General features: G+C 59.0%; 19 protein-coding genes and 2 pseudogenes. 10 read left to right on the plus strand and 11 right to left on the minus strand.

Features of this window, described 5'->3' with window-relative positions:
* Positions 1 to 6 precede the first annotated feature (6 nt).
* From XaFJ1_RS11410 to XaFJ1_RS11445, 8 genes are all read right to left on the minus strand, one after another.
* Positions 7 to 462, minus strand: coding sequence for a DUF4381 domain-containing protein (locus XaFJ1_RS11410; RefSeq protein WP_012916824.1), 456 nt, complete (start codon positions 460 to 462; stop codon positions 7 to 9).
* A complete protein-coding gene (locus tag XaFJ1_RS11415) occupies positions 459 to 1,373 on the minus strand; it encodes a DUF58 domain-containing protein (protein WP_045757370.1) in 915 nt (304 codons plus the stop codon). The genes XaFJ1_RS11410 and XaFJ1_RS11415 overlap by 4 nt, the downstream gene beginning before the upstream one ends.
* 95 nt (positions 1,374 to 1,468) lie before the next feature.
* Positions 1,469 to 2,488, minus strand: a complete 1,020-nt coding sequence (locus XaFJ1_RS11420) for an AAA family ATPase (protein ID WP_012916826.1) — start codon at positions 2,486 to 2,488, stop codon at positions 1,469 to 1,471.
* A 141-nt stretch (positions 2,489 to 2,629) separates the two neighbouring features.
* A complete protein-coding gene (locus XaFJ1_RS11425; RefSeq protein WP_045756968.1) occupies positions 2,630 to 4,525 on the minus strand; it encodes a type IV pilus secretin PilQ in 1,896 nt (631 codons plus the stop codon).
* A 20-nt stretch (positions 4,526 to 4,545) separates the two neighbouring features.
* A complete protein-coding gene (locus tag XaFJ1_RS11430; RefSeq protein ID WP_012916828.1) occupies positions 4,546 to 5,085 on the minus strand; it encodes a pilus assembly protein PilP in 540 nt (179 codons plus the stop codon).
* Positions 5,082 to 5,753 carry a type IV pilus inner membrane component PilO gene (locus XaFJ1_RS11435; RefSeq protein ID WP_012916829.1) on the minus strand — a complete coding sequence of 224 codons (672 nt, stop codon included), beginning with the start codon at positions 5,751 to 5,753 and terminating at the stop codon, positions 5,082 to 5,084. Before XaFJ1_RS11435 ends, XaFJ1_RS11430 begins: the two co-directional genes overlap by 4 nt.
* Positions 5,750 to 6,508, minus strand: coding sequence for a PilN domain-containing protein (locus XaFJ1_RS11440; RefSeq protein ID WP_012916830.1), 759 nt, complete (start codon positions 6,506 to 6,508; stop codon positions 5,750 to 5,752). The genes XaFJ1_RS11435 and XaFJ1_RS11440 overlap by 4 nt, the downstream gene beginning before the upstream one ends.
* Positions 6,508 to 7,566, minus strand: a complete 1,059-nt coding sequence (locus XaFJ1_RS11445; protein WP_012916831.1) for a pilus assembly protein PilM — start codon at positions 7,564 to 7,566, stop codon at positions 6,508 to 6,510. The genes XaFJ1_RS11440 and XaFJ1_RS11445 overlap by 1 nt, the downstream gene beginning before the upstream one ends.
* A gap of 217 nt (positions 7,567 to 7,783) precedes the next feature.
* Between XaFJ1_RS11445 and XaFJ1_RS11450 the strand changes: the two genes are divergently transcribed.
* Positions 7,784 to 10,219 (plus strand): penicillin-binding protein 1A, encoded by a 2,436-nt coding sequence (locus tag XaFJ1_RS11450; RefSeq protein ID WP_012916832.1) that lies wholly within the window; start codon positions 7,784 to 7,786, stop codon positions 10,217 to 10,219.
* Between the two features lie 181 nt (positions 10,220 to 10,400).
* Complete coding sequence (locus XaFJ1_RS11455; protein WP_012916833.1) at positions 10,401 to 11,048, plus strand: hypothetical protein; 648 nt, start codon at positions 10,401 to 10,403, stop codon at positions 11,046 to 11,048.
* Positions 11,049 to 11,226: 178 nt separating this feature from the next.
* On the opposite strand, the gene XaFJ1_RS11460 is transcribed toward XaFJ1_RS11455, so the two are convergent.
* Both XaFJ1_RS11460 and XaFJ1_RS11465 read right to left on the minus strand, forming a co-directional pair.
* Entirely contained in the window at positions 11,227 to 12,516 is a 1,290-nt protein-coding gene (locus XaFJ1_RS11460; RefSeq protein ID WP_012916834.1) for a citrate synthase, read from the minus strand.
* A gap of 289 nt (positions 12,517 to 12,805) precedes the next feature.
* Positions 12,806 to 13,048 (minus strand): type B 50S ribosomal protein L31, encoded by a 243-nt coding sequence (locus tag XaFJ1_RS11465; protein WP_012916835.1) that lies wholly within the window; start codon positions 13,046 to 13,048, stop codon positions 12,806 to 12,808.
* A 1,696-nt stretch (positions 13,049 to 14,744) separates the two neighbouring features.
* On the opposite strand from XaFJ1_RS11465, the pseudogene XaFJ1_RS11470 reads away from it, so the two are divergent.
* Positions 14,745 to 15,283 (plus strand): annotated as a pseudogene (locus XaFJ1_RS11470) (type IV secretion system protein); the annotation flags it as partial.
* A 469-nt stretch (positions 15,284 to 15,752) separates the two neighbouring features.
* Here the strand turns inward: XaFJ1_RS11470 and XaFJ1_RS11475 are convergent.
* Positions 15,753 to 16,213, minus strand: a pseudogene (locus tag XaFJ1_RS11475) (transposase); the annotation flags it as partial.
* Positions 16,214 to 16,785: 572 nt separating this feature from the next.
* Between XaFJ1_RS11475 and XaFJ1_RS11480 the strand changes: the two are divergent.
* The 7 genes from XaFJ1_RS11480 (at position 16,786) to XaFJ1_RS11510 (ending at position 22,988) form a co-directional block, all read left to right on the plus strand.
* Positions 16,786 to 17,433, plus strand: coding sequence for an IS5/IS1182 family transposase (locus tag XaFJ1_RS11480; RefSeq protein ID WP_012916842.1), 648 nt, complete (start codon positions 16,786 to 16,788; stop codon positions 17,431 to 17,433).
* A complete protein-coding gene (locus XaFJ1_RS16550; RefSeq protein ID WP_012916843.1) occupies positions 17,373 to 17,822 on the plus strand; it encodes a transposase in 450 nt (149 codons plus the stop codon). The genes XaFJ1_RS11480 and XaFJ1_RS16550 overlap by 61 nt, the downstream gene beginning before the upstream one ends.
* A gap of 178 nt (positions 17,823 to 18,000) precedes the next feature.
* Positions 18,001 to 19,086 carry a 2-aminoethylphosphonate--pyruvate transaminase gene (locus XaFJ1_RS11490; protein WP_230596821.1) on the plus strand — a complete coding sequence of 362 codons (1,086 nt, stop codon included), beginning with the start codon at positions 18,001 to 18,003 and terminating at the stop codon, positions 19,084 to 19,086.
* Positions 19,086 to 20,408 carry an O-acetylhomoserine aminocarboxypropyltransferase/cysteine synthase family protein gene (locus tag XaFJ1_RS11495; protein ID WP_012916845.1) on the plus strand — a complete coding sequence of 441 codons (1,323 nt, stop codon included), beginning with the start codon at positions 19,086 to 19,088 and terminating at the stop codon, positions 20,406 to 20,408. Before XaFJ1_RS11490 ends, XaFJ1_RS11495 begins: the two co-directional genes overlap by 1 nt.
* Before the next feature lie 25 nt (positions 20,409 to 20,433).
* On the plus strand, positions 20,434 to 21,474 hold the full coding sequence (locus XaFJ1_RS11500; protein WP_012916846.1) for a fatty acid desaturase family protein: 1,041 nt from the start codon (positions 20,434 to 20,436) through the stop codon (positions 21,472 to 21,474).
* 17 nt (positions 21,475 to 21,491) lie between these two features.
* Entirely contained in the window at positions 21,492 to 22,352 is an 861-nt protein-coding gene (locus XaFJ1_RS11505; RefSeq protein ID WP_012916847.1) for a gamma-glutamyl-gamma-aminobutyrate hydrolase family protein, read from the plus strand.
* Positions 22,353 to 22,388: 36 nt separating this feature from the next.
* The gene (locus XaFJ1_RS11510; RefSeq protein ID WP_012916848.1) at positions 22,389 to 22,988 is read left to right on the plus strand and encodes a LysE family translocator; all 600 of its coding nucleotides are present in this window, start codon (positions 22,389 to 22,391) and stop codon (positions 22,986 to 22,988) included.
* Positions 22,989 to 23,035 lie beyond the last annotated feature (47 nt).

A 23,035-nucleotide genomic window follows, 5' to 3' on the forward strand; every position in this document is an offset into this window, starting at 1 on the left:
TCGCCATCATCCGCGCCGCGCTGCCATCAGTTCCAGAAAGCGCCGCCGCGCCAACGGTAGCAGTGTCTGCACCTGTGCGGGTTCCAGCGTGCGCCGATACCCCCCATCGAGCAGCAAGCGCCCCGGACCGGCGGAAAACTCCTGGCGCTTGGCGCCATCGAGGAAACGCAGCCATGCCTCGCCCTGCAGTATTGCGGCGGCAGGGTCGCTACGCCGTGCTGCACGCCGCAGCAATTCCGACACCGCAGCGACCTGCGCAGGAAGCGCGGCTCCACGCAATGCGGCATCGAATTGACGCTGCCAACGTTGAACACGCCGACGCTTGCGCATCGCCAAAAACACGGCGACCCCGATGACCAGCAACAGCAGCGCGCCCACCATCCACCAGCCCGGCGCCGGCGGCCACCAGGCCGGTGCGGGCGGCAGATGCACATCACGCAGCGCTAGGTGTTGCGGACTCATACGTTTGCCGCTCGTGGCCCGGATGACAGCAACCAAGATTCGCTGGGCGCGTCGCTGCGCAGCACCCGCACGCGTACCCCACGACCAGGCAACTCGGCCGCAAGGGTTTCCAGCGGCTGCACGAACTGCTCGCGCCAACGTTGTCGGGCGTGGGCGGAAAGCAGATCGACCTCGACCCGACGCCCGCCGGCCCAAAACGGCAGTGCCGCGCGCGGCGGTTGCAATTCCAGTGCATCGGTCAACAGCAGCAGTTCCACATCGTTGTGCCGCGCCAGGGTCGCCCAGCGCGCTGCCGGGACTGCCTTGGCACTGGCTGGATCGGCCAGCACCACCAGTCGGGATCCCGGACGCAGCACCATGGCCGCATGCTCCAGAGCCACGCCCAGACCTACATCGTCCTGCGGCGGCTGCGCATACCAACGCACCAACGCATCCAGCACACGCAGGACACCACGCTGCCCCGATGCTGGCGGCACCGGCGCTTCGCTGCGACTACCACGCAAGGCCGCCAGGCGATCGCCCTGCCGCTGCGCGGCCCAGGCGGCCACTGCCCCGGCACGCGCTGCCTGCACCGACTTGAAACGCACCCGAGTGCCGAAGTACAGCGATGGCGCGGTGTCGGCCACGATCAGGCTGAGCCGTTCGCGTTCGGCCTGGAACACCTTGGTATGGGTGCGACCACTGCGCGCGGTGAGCCGCCAGTCGATATGACGCACATCGTCGCCCACCACGTATTCGCGCGACTCGGCATAGTCCATGCCGCGCCCACGCAATGCCGATGGCGCAGTGCCGCTGAGACAATGCCGACCGCGACGCGGCGGCGGCACCCTGGCCACGGCGGCACGCAATGCCACCAATTCGGTCAGGTTAGGGCGAATCCCCGCCTCGCCCGAAACCGCTGCCTGAGGCATGCCCGACGCTGCCGACTGCACTGCCATCGCCCCCTACCTCGCCAGCACAACAGCGCCGCGCGTCCGCGCGCCGCTGCGATCTTCCCCAGCCATGTTCACGGCGGCGGCACCTTGTCCAACAGGGCAGCGACCAAACGATCGCCGTCCCAGCCCTCGGCGGTGGCCTCGTAGCTGGGCAACACGCGGTGGCGCAGCACATCCGGCGCGACCGCACGTACATCGTCGGGAGTGACGAAATCGCGCCCGGCAAGCCAGGCGCGCGCACGCGCGCAACGCTCCAGCGCAATCGAGCCACGCGGGCTCGCGCCCCAAGCGATCCGCCGCGCCAACGTCGCGTCGTAGCCGCTGGCATCGCGCGAGGCCAGCACCAGTTCGATCAGATAACGTTCCAGCGGCGGCGCCATATGCAAGGCCAGCACCGCGCGGCGTGCCGCGAATACGTCGTCCAGCGGCATGCGCGGTGGTAACGCCTCGCCAGCCTCCAACGTCTCGCGCGCACGCTCGCGGGCCAGACGCAGGATCTCCGCTTCGGCCGCCGCCTCCGGATAGCCGATGCGCACGTGCATCAGGAAACGGTCGAGTTGCGCCTCCGGTAGCGGAAAGGTGCCTTCCTGCTCGATCGGGTTCTGTGTCGCCATCACCAGGAACAGCTTGGGCAAGGCATAGGTGTGCCTGCCAACCGTGACCTGGCGCTCGCCCATCGCTTCGAGCAAGGCCGACTGCACCTTGGCCGGTGCGCGGTTGATCTCGTCGGCGAGCAGAATCGGATGGAAGATCGGTCCTGGCAGGAACTCGAAACGGCTTTCCTGCGGACGCCAGACTTCGGTGCCGGTGAGATCGGCCGGGAGCAAATCCGGGGTGAACTGGACCCTGGCGAAATCCGCTTCCAGGCGCGCGGCCAGTGCACGGATCGCGGTGGTCTTGGCCAGGCCGGGAGCCCCCTCCACTAGGAGATGACCATCGGCGAGCAATGCGATCAGCAGGCGCTCCACCAAGGCCGACTGGCCGACGATGGTCTGGGTCAAGCCCTCGCGCAAGGCGACGAACGCGGCGTGCAAGCGCTGCTGCTCGGACGCGGCAGACGAAGAATCGAAAGTTGGGGATGGCGTGTTCATGTGCCGAGTTTGACCGATCCTGACTGAAATGGTTCCGCGCGCCGCAAATCCAGACTTTTCTCGTTTAGCATCCAGCGCCACAAACGACAACGGGAGAGACCTGCGTCTCTCCCGTCGGGCAACCCGAGCGCTCGGCTGTGCTCAACCGGCGCGCTTGGCCACACGCATGACTTTCGGCGTGACGAAGATCAGCAACTCGGCCTTGGCCTTGCTACGGCCGCGCTGCTTGAACAGATTCCCCAGGAAGGGAACATCGCCCAGGAACGGCACCTTGGCCAGACTGTTGCGATTGGTGAACTCGTAGACGCCACCGATCACCACGGTCTGCCCGTCGTCCACCAGCACCGCGGTATTGATCTCGCGACGGTTGATCTCCGGCACGGTGCCGTAATTCTGCAAGGTGACGTAGTGATCGACCTCGTCCTTCTTGACGTTCATGTTCAAGAAGACACGATTGTCGTCGGTGATGGTCGGAGTCACCTTCAACTCCAGCAGCACTTCCTTGAATTGCACGTTCGGGGTGGCCGCCGCACCACCCGTACCGCCGGTGATGGTGACATAGGCGATATCCTTGCCCTGCCGGATCACCGCCTCACGCTGGTTGGAGGTCACGATGCGCGGGTTGGAAATGACCTCGCCACGGCCCTCTTCCTGGAGCGCAGATAGCTCCATGTCCAACGAGAAGTTGGCACCAAGCAAAGTATAGGCGATGGCGCCGGCGTTGCCGGTGGTAAACGTGCCTGCGGGGAGGTTGACGTTCAGCCCGTTCGGGATGTTATGCAGGCTGTTGTTGAGGATGGAGCTATTGTCCGCCAAGTTGCCACTGACAACGCCGGTGTTGCTGCCGTAGCTGCGACGCCCGGCCACGCCGAAACGCGCTCCCAGATCGCGCGCGAAGGTGTCGGTGGCGATCACGATGCGCCCCTCGATCAGCACCTGATCGACCGGCCGGTCGATCACGTTGATCAGCTCGCGCATCTGCGCGATCTTCTTCGGGATATCGCTGATCATCAACGTATTGGTGCGCTCGTCGGCGACGATGCGACCGCGCGGCGACAGGAAGCCGTTGTCGCTTTGTCCGCTGCCACCGCCACCGCCTGCACCAGCACCACCGCTACCGCCGATGCCCTTGGCCTCGGTCAGCGCTTTGAAAATAGCCGTGGCGCTGTGATAGTTGATCTGGACGTAGTCGGTGACCAAATCCTCGCGGTTCTCGATCGCGATACGTGCGTCTTCCTTTTCCTGCTCGAACTTGGCCAGTTCCTGCTGCGGGGCAACCCAGACCACCGCACCGTCGCGGCGCTTGTCCAGGCCTTTGGCGCGTAACACGATGTCCAACGCCTGGTCCCACGGCACGTTGACCAGACGCAGGGTCACACTGCCCTGCACGGTATCGGAAGCGACGATGTTGAGGTTGGACTCCTCGGCGATCAGCTGCAGCACCGTGCGCACCGGCACATCTTGGAAGTTGAAAGTCACCGGCTTACCGCTATAACCGCGCGCGGCCACCTTCGCAGCGGCCTGACTGACCGTGGTCGCGGTGACCGCGCCCACCGCCGGCGCAGCAGCGCGTGGGGTGATCTCGACCACGTACTCGTTGCCGGACTGGTAGGCCAGCGACTCGAACGTCCCATTGGTGTTAAGCACCAATTGCACGCCCCCTGCGTACGGCTTGGCATCAATGCGCTGCACCGGGGTGGCGAAGTCGGTGACATTGAGCGAATGCTGCAACTCCGGCGGGAGCACCGCGTTGCCGACATCGACCACCACGCTATTTCCCTGAGTCCGCAGATCCGGGCTGGCGCCGGCACCGCTGAAGGACAGGATCATGCGTCCCGTACCGTCATCGCCGCGCTTGAAGTCGATCTTCGACACCGTGAGCTTGGTCGACACCGGCGCCGCAGCAGCGGCGGGAGCGGGAGTGGTAACAGCGGCGGCAACCGCGTTCCCCAGCACCGCCACCACCCCCAACGCGCATAGCCGCATCGTCGCGCGGCGCCGAATAGGGCGCAGGCTCAGGGCTTTGGAAAAAGTCATCGTGCTATCCCCATAATCAATCATTGATCGTCCAGCGCCACAGAGGCCGGACGCTCGAGCCAACCGCCAGCGCCATCCGGCACCAGTTCAATCAAATCGATGCGATCATCGTGCACCGCGGTCACACGGCCATCGCTCTGGCCCATATACACGCCCGGACGCACCCGGTAGGTCACTTTGTCCGGTGCCATCACCAGCGCCACCTGACCGGAGCCTCCACCCAGGGTGCCGACCATTTTGAGACCGTCCAGCGGAAACTGTTCCAGTGGCTCCTTGCGCCGGTTCGGATCAGGGCGCAGGCCGTTGTTGCCGTCAGGATTGGCCCAAGCATCGCTAAACGGATCGCGCAACCCCTGCGCGGTGTACTCGAAGGTCTCGAACTGCTGCATCACCGGCAGCGGCTCCAGCGGTTGCGCAGGACGCGCCCGCACTTCCTTGACCCAGTTCTCCAGGTTCGGCGCATCGCCGGGAGTGCTGGTCACGTCGCGAGCGCATCCTGCGAGCAACAACGCCAGCACGCCCGCCACCACGACCTTGAAGACCGTGCCATGTCGGCTCATGCGCCACCGCCTTGCTTTGCGCTCTTCTTCGCTGCCGCCGCCTTCTCCTGGTCGGCCATTTCCTTATCGTCCAGGTAGCGATAGGTCTTGACGGTGCCGGACAGTTCCAGTTCGCCCCGGCCACCACTGCCACCAGCCTTGTCGCGTGGCTTGAGGTTGATGTCGTGCATGGTCAGGATCACGACACGCGGCAACGAGGCCACGCCACTGACGAATGCGCCGAACTGGTGGTAGCTCCCGACCATCCGCAGCGCAATGGGCTTTTCCGCGTAGAACTCTTTCGGCACTTCCGGACCCGGCTGGAACAGCTCATTGCTCAGACCACTAGACAGCGCGGTCTGCGAAATATCGATGATCAGATCGGGCATTTCGGTCTTGCTCGGCAACTGCCTTAGCATTTGCTGCAATACCTGGCCCATCTGCACCAATTGCTGCTTCAGCGGCTGCAGATTCACCGCACGGCTCTGCTCTTTCTCGAACGAAGCGCGCAGCTCGGTTTCCTTATGCTCCAACGACTGCAATTCATCGCTCTTACCGCTAATCAGCAGGAACCACGACACAATCAGGATGAACACCGTCAACAAGACGCAGAAGCCGATCTTGGCTTGCTGGGGCCAATTGCCGATGTTGTTGAAATCCAGGTCTTTGATATTGAATTTCTTGCTCATGACGCCAGCCCCTGTTGCGTTGACGTGGCGATGGCCGCGTGCGAGGCCCCACCCGGCATCGGCGCAACGACCGCACCGGCAGGCGCATTCGCCGGAGACGCCGTTTTGGCGCCCGGTGTCGGCACCGAGGTCTTCGCTCCAGATGCTCGCCCGGGGTCGCCTGGAGCCGCATCCGCGCTGTCGCCGGGAACCGGCAGCTTGACATTAAGCGTGAACACATAAGGCAACGCCTTGGCGTCGACGATCGGCCCCTTGACCGTCTTATCCTGTGGTTTGGCCTCGATGACGGACAGTTCCGGGTTGGTCATCCAGCCCGAGCCTTCGAGATTGCGCATATAGGTGCTGACCCGAGCGTTGGATTGCGCACGGCCTTCCAAGGTGAGGATGTCGCCCTCCTGCTTCACCGAGGTCAGTACCACACCATCAGGGATGGTGCGCACCAGCGAATCGAACAGGTGCACCATCTGCGAACGCTTGGCCTGCAGCTCTTCGATGACATGTTTGCGCGCCAGCAAACGCCGCTTCTGCTCATCGAGGCTGTCGATTTCCTTGTTTTGCGCCATGACCTTATCGATCTCGGCTTGCAAGTAGGCATTACGCACATTCTGGCCACTGACTTGGCGGTCGTAGTAAAACCAGATCATCAGCGACAACAGCACCCCAACCACCGCGGCCAGACCCAGCATTCCGTAGAACTCACGCTCGCGCTGCTTGCGCCGCTCTGCCCGCCAGGGCAGCAGATTGATCTTCGCCATCAGTCGAAGCTCCTCAGCGCCAGGCCGGTGGCGATCATCAAGGCCGGCGCATCCTGAGCCAACGCACGCGCCTGGACCTTTGGCCCCAGGGTCATCTGCGCCAACGGGTTGGCAACGATGGTCGCCACGCCCAGTTGTTCCTCGACCATCTCCGGCAACCCGGCCAGTCCTGCGCAACCGCCCGCCAATACGATATGGTCGACCCGATTGAACTCGCTACCGGCATAGAAAAACTGCAGCAGACGGCTGATCTGCTGCACCGTCGCCTCCTTGAACGGCTCCAGCACCTCGATTTCATAGCTCTCCGGCAGGCCGCCCTTGCGCTTGGCCATACCGGCTTCCTCGTAGGTCAACCCATAGCGACGCATCACTTCGTCGGTCAGTTGCTTGCCGCCGAACACCTGCTCACGGCTGTAGAGGCTACGCCCGCCGCGCAGCACGTTGAGGGTGGTCATGGTCGCACCGATATCGACCAGGGCGACGATACCGTCGCTGGCCACAGGCAGCTCGCTGGCCACCAGCGCAAAAGCGTTCTCGACCGCGAAGGCCTCCACATCCATCACCTTGGCAATCAGACCGCCCAACTCCAGTGCCGACTGGCGCAGCTCGACATTCTCCGAGCGCGACGCGGCCAGCAGCACCTGCACCATCTCCGGATTGTTGGCGACGGGACCCAGGACCTCGAAATCCAGGTTTACTTCCTCGATCGGGTATGGGATGTAGTTCACCGCCTCCAGCTCGACCTGCGCTTCCAGCTCGTTCTCGTCCAGTTCGGCCGGCATCGGGATCACCTTGATGATCACCGCCGAACCGGCAACAGCCGCAGCGGCATGCTTGGCACGGGTGCCGGAGCGGGTCACGGCGCGACGAATCGCCTCGCCCACCGCCTCGACCTCGACGATGTTCTTTTCGACCACGGCGTTTGGGGGCAAGGGTTCGACGGCGTAATGCTCGACACGGAACCGGTTGCCGCTACGCGACAGCTGTAACAGTTTGACCGCAGTCGAACTGATATCGATGCCGATCAGCGGCTGCTGACTTTTCGGGATAAGCCCCACGGATTTTCCCCTGCCGACGGGCACTTGGACGAGAATATTACGCCGGCCAATTAACAACGATTTTTTTGCAATTGGCAACCACCCAGGCCATGTCGTGATCCGTGTCACGGCATGTCCTCCGGCGGGAGACCCTTCGCATCCCCAGAAACGACCCCAGCCGCTCCCCGGCGTACTCTATACTCTGCGCCCAAGAAATCTGCAATCGGAATCTCTCGCGATGCCCCGTTTTCGTCGCTGGCTGCTCTGGGCGCTGGCAGCGCTGGTCTTGCTCATCCTGGTCGGAGCCGCCGCTGTCGGCGGGCTGTACTACGTTGTCTCATCCAAGCTTCCCGATGTACAGACGCTGCGCAAGGTCGAACTGCAGGAGCCGATGTACGTCTACGCCAGCGATGGCAAGCTCATGGCCTTGTTCGGCGAGACCCGACGCTATCCGATCACCATGAAGGATGTGCCTGAACGGCTCAAACAAGCGTTCCTGGCCACCGAAGACGCACGCTTCTACGAGCACGGCGGGGTGGACTACAAAGGTATCGCCCGCGCTGTCTGGCTGCTGGCCACCACCAACGATAAACGCGTGCCGGGCGGCTCCACCATCACTCAACAGGTCGCCCGCCAGTTCTTCCTCAGTTCCGAGTACAGCTATACCCGCAAACTGGCCGAGATCCTGCTGGCGCGCAAGATCGAAGCCGAACTGAGCAAGGACGAGATCTTCGAGCTGTACCTCAACAAAAGCTTCTTCGGCAACCGCGCCTACGGCATTGCCGCAGCCGCCGAGTACTACTACGGCAAGCAGCTCAATGCACTGAGCCTGGACGAGATGGCCTCGCTGGCCGGTATTCCCAAGTTTCCCTCCAGCGGCAACCCGATCAGCAACCCGGAACGCGCCAAGCAGCGCCGCGACAACTATGTGATCAGCCGGATGGAGGCGCTGGACTTCATCACACCGGCCGAGGCCGAGGCAGCCAAGGCGGTGCCGATGCACGCCACGCCGCACGAGCGCCCGGTCGAGGTCGATGCCCCCTACGTGGCCGAATTGGTCCGCCAGGAAATGATTGCGCGCTTCGGTGGCGACGTGCTCGACAAGGGCTACCACGTCTTCACCACGATCGATTCCACCTTGCAGGCCGCAGCCACCCATGCGGTGCACCAGGGCCTGGTGGTCTACGACCGACGCCATGGCTGGCATGGCGTGGAGAAGCACTTCGAGATACCCGCCACGGCCGACACGGCCGCGTTGGCCAGCCACCTGGCCGGGATCTACGCCCAAGGCGGGATGCTGCCGAGCATCGTCGCGGCCACCAGCAGCGACGGCAGCGCCACTGTGGTGCTCGCCAACAAGACCAACGTGGTGCTGCCGGTCGCGGCCAGCCGCTGGACCGGACGCAGCCCCGCGACCCTGCTCAAGCGCGGCGATCTGGTGCGCATCCAGGCAGGCGAAAAGCCAGGCGAATGGGAACTCACTCAGATCCCGCACGCCCAGGCCGCACTGGTGTCGCTGGATGCAAGCAACGGCGCGCTGCGCGCCATGGTCGGCGGCTTCAGCTATGCCGGCAACAAGTTCAACCGCGCCACCCAGGCGCGACGCCAGCCCGGCTCCAGCTTCAAGCCGTTCCTGTACGCGGCATCGTTCGAAAAAGGCTTCAACCCGGCCTCGATCGTGCTCGACGCGCCGGTGGTGTTCCGCGACCGCCGCGGCAAGACCTGGTCGCCGCAGAACGACGACGGCGCCTTCCGCGGCCCGATGCGGCTGCGCGAAGCGCTGGTGCAATCCCGCAACCTGGTCTCGGTGCGACTGCTGGACAGTATTGGCGTGGACTTCGCACGCAAATACATCAGCCAGTTCGGCTTCCAGGAGGCCGAATTGCCGCCGAACCTGTCGATGTCGCTGGGTACCGCATCGCTGACCCCACTGTCGGTGGCGCGCGGCTATGCGACCTTCGTCAACGGCGGCTCGCGCGTGGACACCTGGATCATCGACAAAGTCACCGACCGCGACGGCCAAGTACTGTTCCAAGAACACCCGGCGACCGCGTGCCGCAGCTGCGGCAGCATCGGCAGTCATGCGCCCCCGGCCAACCAAGTGGTCGACGGCTTCAACTTCGGCGCCGCCGCGCCGCCGCCGGCCGCCAAGTCGACTGCGACGGCCACCGCAAGCCCTGCGGCAAACCAACCCCCGCCAGCCGTCGATGCCCAAGCCAAGGTCGCGCCACGCGTGATAGACGAGCGCATCGCCTACCAATTGATCTCGATGATGCGCGACGTCGTCCAACGTGGCACCGGCACCCCCGCGAAGGTCCTCGGCCGCGAAGACGTCGGCGGCAAGACCGGCTCCACCAACGATCATCGCGACGCATGGTTCTCCGGCTTCGGCGGCCCCTACGTGAGTACGGTCTGGGTCGGTCGCGACGACTACCGCTCGCTCGGCTATCGCGAATACGGCGGCAAGGCGGCGCTGCCGATCTGGATCGACTACATGCGCGTAGCGCTAAAGGACCAACCAATCGTCCGCAACGACCCACCGGCGGGCATGGTCCAGGCCACCCTCAACGGCGCCACCGAATGGGTCAAGGCCGAAGACATGGACCATATCCAACAGCTCGACGAGAGCCTGCAGAACCAAAAGACAGACGACGCCGCATTCGACATCTTCTGACCCCTGCGCTGCTCACCTCGCGCAGTGAACCAGCGCTGACAGCCCCCCCCCCCCTGTCAGCGCGGGCGATGCGAACCTGCGGCGCCCGCTGCAAGCAGCAGGATCCGATGCCGTTGCGACTGCACTCGAATATTCATGGGAGTGTTGTACAGTCGGGCCAGGCTCTGAGGGGAGACGCATCATGCATCATGCTCGGCAACACGCCCGAACCCGCTCGCACGAACGCCGCCGCCAGTTGGCCCACGAAGCCGCGCGATTGATGGCCGAAAGCGGTATCCGCGACTTCCACCAAGCCAAACTGAAAGCTGCCGAACGCCTCGGCATCCACGACGACGCCTCACTGCCACGCAACAGCGAAATCGAAGACGCGTTACGCGAGCACCAACGCCTGTTCGCCGGCCCCGGCCATGCCGATGGCCTACGCCGGCGGCGCGAGGCGGCACTGCGCGCAATGGAGTTTCTGCACGCATTCGTTCCCCGCCTGACCGGACCAGTGCACGACGGCACCGCCGATGCGAACAGTCCGGTGCAATTACAATTGCACAGCGACGATACGGAAGCGGTCGCGCGTTTTCTTGAGGAACAGCGTATTCCGGCCGAACTGCGCAGCCGTCGGCTACGCCTGGATCGGGAGCGCAGCGAGGACTTCCCGGTGTGGCTATTCAGCGCCGAGGATCTGACTTTCGACCTGACCGTGTTGCCTTACGACGCGCTGCGTCAGGCACCGCTGTCGCAGATCTACGAAAAACCGATGCGGCGCGCTTCCGCAAGCCAGTTGCGGCAATTGCTCATCGAACAAGATCTCGCCGAGAACCAGCAACGCGCCTGACAAACCCGCCGTCTACACCGCCAAGCCTGGGCGCTTCGTCATCGACATCGCCTCGCCCCACTTGCCTTGCAAAGTACGCCCAGCAGGAACGTTCACGTCGAATCATCGCCGCTACCAGATACAAAAAAACGCCCCACAACGTGGGGCGTTTCAGAGATACACCACAGCGACGCTGCGATCAGCGCTTGCCGACGCTGGTGTAGTCGCGCTTGTCGTAACCGGTGTAGATCTGGCGCGGACGGCCAATCTTCATTTCCGGATCGACCTGCTGCTCCAACCAATGCGACACCCAGCCGACAGTACGGGCGATGGCGAACATGACGGTGAACATTTCCACCGGAATGTTGAGCGCCTTGTAGATGATGCCCGAGTAGAAATCGACATTCGGGTACAACTTGCGCTGCACGAAGTAGTCGTCCTTCAACGCCGCCTCTTCCAGCTTCAGCGCCACTTCCAGCAGCGGATCGTTGACACCCAGTTCGCCCAGCACCTTGTGGGTCATCTCGCGGATGATCTTGGCGCGCGGGTCGAAGTTCTTGTAAACACGGTGACCGAAACCCATCAGACGGAAGCTGGAGTTCTTGTCCTTGGCCTTTGCCACGGCGCTCTCGACGTTATCCGCAGTGCCGATCTCCTCGAGCATTTTCAGCACGGCTTCGTTGGCACCACCGTGAGCCGGACCCCACAACGCTGTAATGCCGGCAGCAACCGACGCGTACGGATTGGCGCCGGTGGAACCGACCAGACGCACGGTCGAGGTCGATGCGTTCTGTTCGTGGTCGGCATGCAGGATGAACAACAGATCCAGTGCCTTAGCCACGACCGGATTCATTTGCAATTGCTCGCTCGGCACCTCGAACATCAGATGCAGGAAGCGTTCGACATAACCGAGGTTGTTGCGCGGGTAGCGGATCGGCCAGCCGATCGAATAACGATAGGCAGCGGCAGCGATGGTCGGCACCTTGGCGATCAGACGGATCGCGGCCAGGCGTCGCTGCTCCGGATCGTTCAAGTCGAGCGTGTCGTGGTAGAACGCCGACAACGAAGCCACCGAGCCGGCCAACATCGCCATCGGATGCGCGTCGTGGCGAAAACCGCCCAGGAAGTTCTTCAGCGACTCGTGCATCATCGTGTGATGCGTCACTTCGTGTTCGAACTTCTTGAATTCGTCGGCGCTGGGCAACTCGCCGTTCATCAGCAGATAGCCCACCTCAAGGAAGTTGGACTTCTCGGCCAACTGCTCGATCGGGTAACCCCGGTACAACAAGACGCCGTTGTCGCCGTCGATGTAGGTGATCGCCGATTTGCAACTGGCGGTGGCGGTGAAGCCCGAATCGTAGGTGAAGAGACCGGTTTCCTTGGTCAACTTGGAAACATCGACGCAATCGTTGCCCAAGGTGGGTTTGAGTACCGGCAGAACGACCGACTTGTCGCCGGCATTCAGCGTGACCTGATCAAGATCGGACACAGTGTGCGCTCCTCGATGGAAGGCGCCTGCCCGATACGTTGCGAACAGACGCGTGAAGAAAGTCCACGGTCGTTACCATGGATCGACGCATTATTGCACAGCAGCATTTGTGGCGTGCTCATCCCTCGCGCCGCAGAACATGAGCAAGAAAGCAACACAACGTTACATCCTCGCCATGCCCGGCCTGGAGCATGACACCGTCACCATCACATCGGAAAGACAATGCATGAAACGCATAGCAAAACGGCCGCGCAAAACGCAGCCGTCGCATGACACATAGGCGGTGGGATCAGCGCGCGTAGCGCTTCTGGAACTTATCGATGCGACCGCTGGTGTCGATCATCTTATGCTTGCCCGTGTAGAACGGGTGAGACGCCGAGGAAATTTCGACCTTGATCAAGGCGTATTCTACGCCGTCTTCCCACTTGATGGTCTCTTTCGAGGACATGGTCGAACGGGTCAGGATCTTGAAATCGGAGGTGACATCGTGAAATACGACGTCGCGGTATTGGGGATGGATGTCGGCCTTCATGGGCTCGCACCGTAGGTGGCTGCTGGACAAGAGGGTCACTATAGCAGGGATACTGCCCTGGGCGCAACGTGTCTGTTGCCCGCGACCGCGATTGCCGGCCAGGCCACGCAAGCCCCACCTCTAACCCGACCATGCACTCGCGCCGCGTCATGTAACCCCGAGCGCCGCCATGGTTCCAATGGCGATCTGTCGCCTGTAGAGTTCGAACGGCGCTGCGCGCAACGAGGATCCTGAGTGTCTAGGGAATCCCGGGCGTATCAGTCACCACAGGCGAGATGCCTTGCGGTACTGCGAAATGCAGCGTATGGAGAAAGCTACTCACGAGAAGCGGCTTGAATAGGCGCAGTACCCGGCACCCAGTGGGTGTCGGGAACCCCTCAAAGTCACACAAAACCCCTTAAAAACACCAATCCAGGTAGGTGACGAGAACTATTTCCTCGACCCGGTCGGGAGACTGTCGGCGCGCAGCAGAGTTGCCATGACTTGCGCATTCCTTTCGGCCACACCCCGCCCCTTCAACCAATCCGCAACGACCTGATTGGTCGGTGCAGTGGTCGGATCCGCAGGGTCGTATCGCTTCCAAAACCGTTCCCCAACGGCAGCTAGATGCCTAAGCAACTCAGTTTCGTGTTCGCCCCACGGCCAGCATACCAGCAGGCTTGGTCGGCTCGGATAGCACTGCCTCAGGCCGCGTCAATGCCCTGGGGAAGCTTTCGGGGAAGGTAAAAGGGGCCGGCAAGGACTCACCCCAAGCGCGGAACTCGACGAGCCTGACCTGGTCGGGTAAGTAGTCGTGTAACTCATGGGTCGCCAGCCCTAACCCAAGATGCGATTCCGCAACCTTATATGCGTTATATGCGTTGCTCGACTTTGGTTCGAAGCGGCCTGTCAAACTCACTCCCGCTTCGGATGCATCGCGGATCGACGCCACACGAGAGCAGGCAGGCCTCCTGATAGCGTACAAATGCCATGTTCTTCCAGAAGTCCCAACACACGGCAGGTAGGTTGGATTCACCCAATGGTGGCGGCCCCACGCCCCTGCCCGAAAGCGTAGGCGGCGGTGGCGGTGCACTCGAAATTTTCCTCGGCGGTTTCGGCGGCACCCCACGGGATGCGGCCGCGTCATAGGGGAACGTATCCCTCGGATCGTCGTGTGCCATCTGCGCGTACCCTCGTCCTTGTAGAAGAGCCCCCGTCAGGCCGGCAGGGTGGCCGGCTTTTCGCGCCGTATACGATTACTGGGAAGCCCTGGCATGCCTGAGCCCCTGTCAGCGACCGCAGACGCCAAACCGTGTCGGTTGATTGCCGGCAGCGTCAGCATGGCGGTGGGCACTGTGATCCAGTGCCGGACACATGAGCGCGCGCTGCATCACCAGGATGGGCCTGCGTTTGACAGCCTCGGCACAATGCCGTATCCACTATCAAACGGTTTGTACAACGGCATCCACCTGCTCATAAGGACCATGGCTTGAGCAGGTATCCCAGCCCGAATCGGTTCCCGAACGTACCTGATCCTAGTCGGCCGTGGGCGCTCACCTATGTCGCCAGTCCCCGGCGCGCCCATTGCGCCAGGCACCTGCCGCGCACGCTGCATCTGGGTCGGATCGTGCCAAGGCCGCACTGGCAGCGCGCCTGCCCCACGGATCACCACCTTAACTAGATTTCGTTTACCACTCTCAAATAAAGGCGCATGGCCATGAGCATGTTCGACGGATCGATGAGCTGGTTACGCCCCCTTGCAGACACCAGCCTGGGGGATTACGTCTTCTTCCGGCTGATCAACAACTACCTCAGCAATCAGATAGCCACCTTCGGCATGGACGTGATGGCCCGCGCGATGCAGTGGATAAGCGTCATCGCGTTGACCGCCACCACTTTCTGGGTGCTCTTGCTGGGCTATCGCATCGCCAGCGGACAATTACGCGAATCGGCCATGGCGACCATGATCAAGGCCGGCAAGGTGTCGGTCATCCTGGGCATTGCCGCCGGCATCGGCGCCAACGGCACACTGCTGCATAAAACCATGACCGACGGTCTGGATAAAGAAATCCATTGGCTGTTCACCGGCCAGAAGGACAGCACCGCCGCCGACGCCATCGACGAGAACCTCACCTACACGCAATTGGCGCTTAGCATGCTGGATGCGGTGCATGTGGCTCGCGCGACACGGAAGCCATCGAGCAGAAAGGCCGCGCGCTGCTGATGGCCGGCTTTAGTAGTTTCGCTTCTGGTCCCTCCCTTGAGGAGACAAGTAGTAAGGCAATGATAGAGTGCAAGAAGAAAAATCCAGGAAGTGAATGCGTGATTGGCTACAGTAACTGCACCAAACAAATATTCCAGAGACTTTAATTACCACGCCCGCGTACTAAGCCCCACTCGCAACATCAAGGAGAATACACCACCGAGAAATATGGAAATTTCGGAGATTTTCAAGTATGTACACCACCATGCAGGCGACACAACTCATCACGGTGACGTGAATGGAGCCTAAGACGCACAGCATTCTTCTACTTTGCCTTTTATTGACTGGATGCAACCCCATGAGCGCCACACCTGACAAGATAGGCGCGGCGCAGGCGAATGCCGATGGCGACCCCATCTACCGCAAAAACCCGCACCCTACCCAAGCGTACCGTATCACGATGACCATCGAGAATGCGCCGGGGCCATTCGGTTATATCTCGGGTTTTGCGGGGAGTCGACAGTACAAGCGGTAAACCTTTTTGTGGTTCACGCGCGGAAACTCCGGGCGCAGCACATCGTGCAGGCGGCGATAGCCGAAGCGGCGGTAGGTCTGTGCCAGCTCGACCAGACGGGCCGACAGCACTTGTGTGGCCGGCGCTGGCTCAGGTTCATGGCCGAACGCATCGCGCGACAACCCGGCAAGGCGGCAAGCCCGGCGCTCGCTGATCGCAATCAGCTCACGCATGCGCCGGATTGCCTCGCGCTTGCGTTGCGGGGCTAGCGTTTTACCCCGAAGCCGACCTTCAGCGCTTCGATGTCCAGATGCGCTTCGGCCAGCAGTCGTTTGAGCCGCTGGTTCTCCGTCTCCAGGTCCTTCAGGCACCTGGCGTCTTCGGCCTCCATGCCGCCGTATTTGGAACACCATTGGTAGAAGCTGGCCGGGCTGAAGCCGTACTGACGTGACAACTCGGCGACGGCCATGCCCGCGTCGGCTTGCTTAATGAATCCGATGATCTGCTCGGTAGTGAATCTGCTTTTCTTTCATGTCCGTCCTCTTGGATGACGGACTTTACAGCTTTAACTGGTACGGCTCAGTGGGTGCAGGTCAGGGGAGCTTACGCTGGAAATCGGAAAATAAGGTGATCGGGCCGGCGACGGCCCGACGGATGGACGTTGGGAAGCGACTTTTGACGACAAGGACGCGAAATTGTTAGCAGGTCTGAGTACCTGCGAGAACAACGGTCGCTTGTTCAGACCTTCCTTAGATGCATATCTCATATAAAATTTAAAAAATACTTCCTAGATGTATATCTCATATAAAATCCAAAAGATACTTGTAAAATAGTAACGTGAGTTTTATAGAAAAATTTCATTTTTGTGTCGGCTAAATTTCCTTGCGTCAGCTCATGCGCAGGGTATGATCCGAATCGGCCGATGAAACATCGTTTGCATAGTTTAATATGGATTATATTAAATAAAATAAGTGGCTTCTCTAAAAACCTCAGCACTCTATCACCATTGACCTGGTGCGATGCCAGCGGAGAGCGACACAAATGATCAGTTTGTCTGCCGGTGAAGAACGCGATGCCAAGCGCCTGCAGTTCAATAACCCGCTGGCATTGTCGTCGCGCCATATCGACTTTGGCCGGATTGCCGATGTGGTGGATGAGAAGCTGGCGCTGGGACCCAAGGCTAAAGGTGGCCGGCTAGCGTGGCCAACCGAGGTAACGGTCAGGCTGTTGCTTTTGCGGCAGCTGTACAACCTTTCCGACGACGCGCTGGAGTATCAGTTGCTGAATCGGCTTAACTTCGTGCTGTTTGTTCGTCTGAAGGGCAGCGGCAAGGTGCCAGATCCGAAGACGATCTGGGTATGGCGCGAGTGCCTGAAGGACAAGGACGTGATGGGCGACATCAGTGTGGCGATCAGCCGCCAACTGGTGTGCGCCGGTTACATTGCCCGTGGAGGGCAAATCATCGACGCCACCATTGTCAGCGCACCAATCCAGCGCAACACACGCGAGGAGAACGCACGCATCAAGCAGGACGAGATTCCAGGGCAGTGGAGTGATGCCAAGGTCGCGCAGAAGGATGTGGATACACGCGGACTAGCAAGCACGGCAACTCGTATTACGGCTATAAGTTGCACGCCAATGTCGATCGTCGCTGGGGATTTATCCGCGTGGACGAGGTCAGCAGCGTGAACGGACATGACAGCCGGTATTTAGAGCGTTTGCTGGATACAGGTAATACCGCGCGCACGATTCGTGCCGATAGCGCTTATGCCGACCGAGACCGTGAAGCCCGGCTGAAGGAAGAGGGATATCGGGTGGATATCCAGCACAAAGACACACGCGGCAGGACTTTGAACCAGTCACAGCAGCGGCGCAATCATCGCATTGCGAAAGATCGGGTGTTTGTCGAACACGCGTTCGCGCGACTGACGCAACAAGGTTGCAAGTGTCTACGCACGCTCGGCTTAGCAAGTGCGAAGGTGGTGATCGGGCTGAATTTTCCGGTCATAACCTGTTGGGTCTGGCGCGATTGCAGCAGGCCGATATGCTGCCGACTACGACTTGGTTGTTCGAGGTAGCCTAAATAGACATCATCGTCGTCAGCTAGCTTCCTCATCACCACTAGTTATAGGCGATATAAGCGTAGTGAGCTAAATGAGCCTATTCTATATATATTGAGGTTTCTATATGTGTCCAGAGAAATATTTCTTATTGACACCAGGTCCTTTGGCTTTATGCGACGAGGTAAAGTCGCAGATGCAATTTGACATGGGCTCAAGGGACGAAAGCTTTAGGATCATGACTGCCTTGATGCGCAACCTAGCGATCAACCTAGTTGAAGGGCAGGACTCGCATTCGGTTGTACCTATTCAAGGCAGTGGAACATACGGTATCGAGGCGGCGTTAGCAACCTTTATTTGTCCGTCCGATAAGCCGCTTGTATGCATAAACGGCATCTATGGCGAGCGTATTCTGAAAATACTTCAACTACGCGGAATAAGCGCCATCAGCATGAAGGTTCCTAGCGATGAGCCACTTTCTGTCGCCGATATAGCGGGATATATTGATAAAGATCGCGCGATCACCCATATCTGCTTCGTTCATTGCGAGACGACAACTGGTGTCATCAATCCGCTTAATGAAATTGTCCATCTGGCAAAAAGATATGGAATTGTTACGATTGTAGACGCGATGAGCTCTTTTGGCGCAGTCGATATTAGTGTAAAAATTACACCTTTCGACGTTCTTGTGACTTCAAGCAACAAGTGCATCGAAGGGCCGCCTGGTATTTCATTAGTGATCGCCAGGTTGGCCCTGCTGAGAAGAAAAAGAACAAATCCGGTCAATTCTTTCGTCCTGGATGTTCGAGACCAATGGAAAAGCTTTGAGCAGACGGGAGAGTGGCGATCAACTCCTCCTACTCATGTGGTACAGGCATGCACCAAGGCGCTCGAACTGTTGACCCTTGAAAGTGTAGCCAATCGCAGAAGGCGGTACTGTTTGGTGCGAGAAGAGATCATCCGTGCAACCGGCCGATACGCTGCTCCGTTACTAAGTGCCATGGCACGATCCCCGGTATGTTTGGCGCTCACCGCGAAAGGAGTGATTGATACCGAAGAGGATTTCGATGAATTTTATCGGCATCTTGTAAACTACAATATCTACATCTATGCAAAATTCCATGTTCAGACGCGAAGCTTCAGAATCGGCTGTATAGGCGCAATCAAACCGGCATGGATACTCACTCTAGCGACAGCGTTCCGTGATTTTTTCGAAGATCACAAACGCCGCCTGGTAGAAGCGACATCTGCAAATCCTGCGCTTGCAGGTGGAGCTGTTTGATGTCATATCGCACTCACGAAGAAGACTTTTTGACGGAAACAGCCGTTTTGCACGCAGGGTATCGGCACGATCCAGTCACAAACGCTATTGCCGTTCCCATCTACCAGACCACGGCTTATGAGCTCAATGATGATCTGGCCGGCGTATCGGATATCTACAATGTAAAGCGCGATGGTTTCACCTATACTCGGATCATTAATCCCACCACTCGCGTCCTCGAGCGCCGATACGCCCGGGTGGATGGCGCAGCGGATGCGCTTGCCGTGGCTTCCGGACAAGCCGCCACCTTTCTTGCGCTGGTGAACTTGTGCAGCGGTCGACCGGGCGATAACGTGGTTACTTCGAAGTATCTATACGGAAATTCTTGGAATTTGCTGTTCAATACCTTCAAGCGCTTAGGCATTGAAGCAAGATCGGCTGACCCGCAGGAGCCAGAATCCTTCAAGAGGCAAATCGATGACAGGACCATCGCGTTGTTCGGCGAGGTCTTCTCCAATCCTTGTGTCATTCCCTTGCCGGTATCGGCGCTTGCCGCAATTGGTAAGGCGCGTGGCATTCCCCTCGTGGTTGACAACACGACAACGCCGCTTTTGTGCAGGCCCGGGGCGCTGGGCGCCGCCATCAGCGTTTACTCGGCAACGAAGTACATCTGTGGCCACGGCACCACACTGGGAGGACTAGTCGTCGACAATGGAAATTTTGCTTTTGATGATGTTTCTCGCTTCCCACTGCTAAATGGCCCTGACGAGGCGCATGGCGGCATATGCTGGCGAGATGCTGTGCGCCTTCTGAAAGACTTAGGGAATAGTGCTTATCTTTTGAAAGCACGTATGACTTGGCTTCGCGATACAGGTGCGGCAATCAGCCCATTCGCAAGCTTTCAGCTGATACAAGGTCTGGAAACACTAAGCCTGCGCATGCAGCGCCACTGCGAGAACGCTGCGTTGGTTGCCAGTTTCCTGGAAGCTCATCCCAAGGTCAGACGCGTTTCGTATCCCGGCCTTGCTGCTGGACGCGACAGAGACGTTGTAGATGAACTAGTCGATGTGCAAGTCGGCTACGGCGCAATGATCATGTTCGAGTTGGACGATGAGACTGCAGGCAGAAAGTTCGTGCAGAACATCCGTCTCATGTATCACGTGTCGAATGTGGGGGATGCACGCACGCTCGTGACTCATCCGGTCTCGACCACTCATACTACCGTTCCTAAAATTCAGCGTGAGGCAGCTGGAATATTCGATGGCTCGATCCGCCTTTGCGTCGGTATAGAGAATATTGATGACATAATTAATGATATTAAACGCGGTCTTGATGCCATTTAATGGCTGATTAGCCTGGAGAAATATCATGGAAATAAAGAATACTTGGGCGCTCAGAAATAAGCGATTCGACACATTCCATTTTTCTCGCGAAATCATGCGTGAGCTGGCTGGCTTGCGTCCCGACAATATGACCGGCGCTTTATACATAATTAAAGACTACGCGATAATGGTGTCCTGCGCAGTTGCGACGGTTCAACTCAGCTGGTGGCTTTACCCATTGGCATTATTAATCATTGGCGCGCACCAGCGCGGGCTGACGACGATTTCACACGATGCGGCGCACCGAATACTAGCAAAGAATAGAGTATGGAACAACTTCCTCGGGACGACGTTCGCAGCTTACCCTATATTCCAGCGGCACTGGGCATATCGCGTATCCCATGTCTATCTACATCATCCGCACCTTGGTGATCCGGAGAAAGATCCTGACTTGAAGTTCTTTATCAAATCCGGGGTTTATACGGTTCGCGAGCCTCGCGAGTACAAATCCTTTATTGTCTGGAAAGCGATCTTCGGTGGGGCCACGTTTCGTTACTTGAGCTATCTATGGAGTAACCGATTCTTTGTTTTGGGAGATAAGGAGAAGATCGTCGATAAGCGGGGCGTCCTTATCGATTCGTACGGTTTCGCGGCGTTCTGGATAGCGACAGTTGCTGGCTTTACTGCAGCAAATGCTCTACACCTGCTTGTGTTTTTTTGGTTAATTCCTTATCTCACCACGTTTCAGGTATTGGGTTGGTTCACCGAGCTGGCTGAGCACTCGCCCATGTGTGAAAGTGAGGTGGAAAATGTTTATTTGACAAGGAATAGGAAAGGTGGATTTATAGAGCGCTTGTTGTTCGGCGTCAATTACGATGAGTACCATCTTGAGCACCATCTTTCGCCGGCGGTCCCATTCTGGTTGTTAAAAAAAGCACAGAAAATTCGAATGCGCGAGCCAACATATGCAAATATTGGAAAATCCTGGGGAGGTCTATTTTTTCGCGGCCCCGAGGGGCAGCCAAGCGTGATCTCGCAATTGCTTGATCGGAACCGTCGCCTCTACGAAATTAGCCTGCGCAAATGATCCGGAGCACATACACAATGGAACATGTTTCCGATTGCGTGATTCGACCTATTGTTGGAGTGACATCAAATCGCCATATCGATGATGGCGTTCATCGTGACAGGTTGCGACGACGCTACATTGAGGCCCTTGATACCTACGCTGCTGTTGAATGCGTTATTCTTCCGACTGTGGACGGGAATCTTTCTTGGGAGGCAAGCCTTAGAAAATTTCGTTACCTGATGCATCGTCTAGACGGCCTAGTCTTGACTGGCGACGAATCAAATCTCGATGCAGACATCTTCGATGGACGACAGCGCCGTTGGGAACGTGCCGACGACGACGTTATCCCTAGGGAACGAGACCGGCCTAGGGATCGCCTGTCGTGCGTCGCGTTGTCGATCGCAAGAGAGCTAGATATGCCGATCCTCGGCATTTGCCGCGGGTTACAGGAAATGAATGTCCAGCAAGGCGGAACGCTTGTTACACATCTGCCGGCCACGGAGTTTGGCATAGTGCACAGCGAGCCCATGCACGTACCCCGCGATCAACAGTATCTGCCATCGCACGGAATTCGGATCGTTCCCGACGGACTACTTGCCGATATCCTCGGAGAGGGAAAGGATCGGTTCCAAGTTAATTCGCTTCATAATCAGGGAGTGTCGGAGCCGGCACCCGGGGTTCGAGTCGAGGCCATCGCTGACGATGGCGTCGTCGAGGCACTTTCCTGTCGCTCCTCGACTTTTCAGCTCGGAGTGCAATGGCATCCGGAATGGCATGTCGGGCACGATCCCGTGAGTCAGAAAATATTCCACCTCTTTGGCGATGCTTGCCAGGCATATGAAGCGAGGCGGCATGTCGGAAATAATTCGGAATCCTTCTGCAAGGCAATAGATTGAAGCCTGTCCAACTTTACATAATACAGTGGCAAGATAATGGATCTCCAGCTGATGATTCTGTTCGCCATTGCGTTCACTTGCGCGGTCGCTGTGCCGGGACCGAACGTAGCATTTGTCGTGGCTCAAGCTCTCAAGTATGGCCATAAGATTATAGCTCCCTGTTCGTTGGGCTTTGGACTGGCTACTGCGATTCACGCGATTGTCGCGCTCTCTGGAGTCGGCTTGATCATTCACGAGCACTCATCGCTTCTCGGTTATCTGCGTTTTATAGGAGCGATCTATCTCACGTTCCTTGGTTTGGCCTCTTTTCTGTCCCAACCGGAACATCACAGCACGGAAATAATCGATTCTAGTCCGAGAAAGGTGTTCATCGATTCATCACTTGTCGCCCTAACTAATCCCAAGGGATGGCTAGCCACCTTGCTTACCTATCCAAGTTTTATAAGTCCTTACTATTCTTACATGCACCAAGCAATTGCATTGAGTTTGGCGGGACTGCTTATTTCTCTCTTGATCTATGGTGGATATGCGTTGCTTGCACAAAGGGCACGCACCCTTTTCAGGAACGAACGTAATATAAGCCGGGTAACCGGCGCGATCTATCTGCTTGTCGCCGTTTTCCTGGTGCTTTCCTGACTGAGTCAAGATTTCTCATGCTAGAAACGGCTGATGCAGGCCGTTCG

The sequence above is a fragment of the Xanthomonas albilineans genome, from assembly GCF_009931595.1.
In the GTDB taxonomy this organism is placed as follows: Bacteria; Pseudomonadota; Gammaproteobacteria; order Xanthomonadales; family Xanthomonadaceae; genus Xanthomonas_A; species Xanthomonas_A albilineans.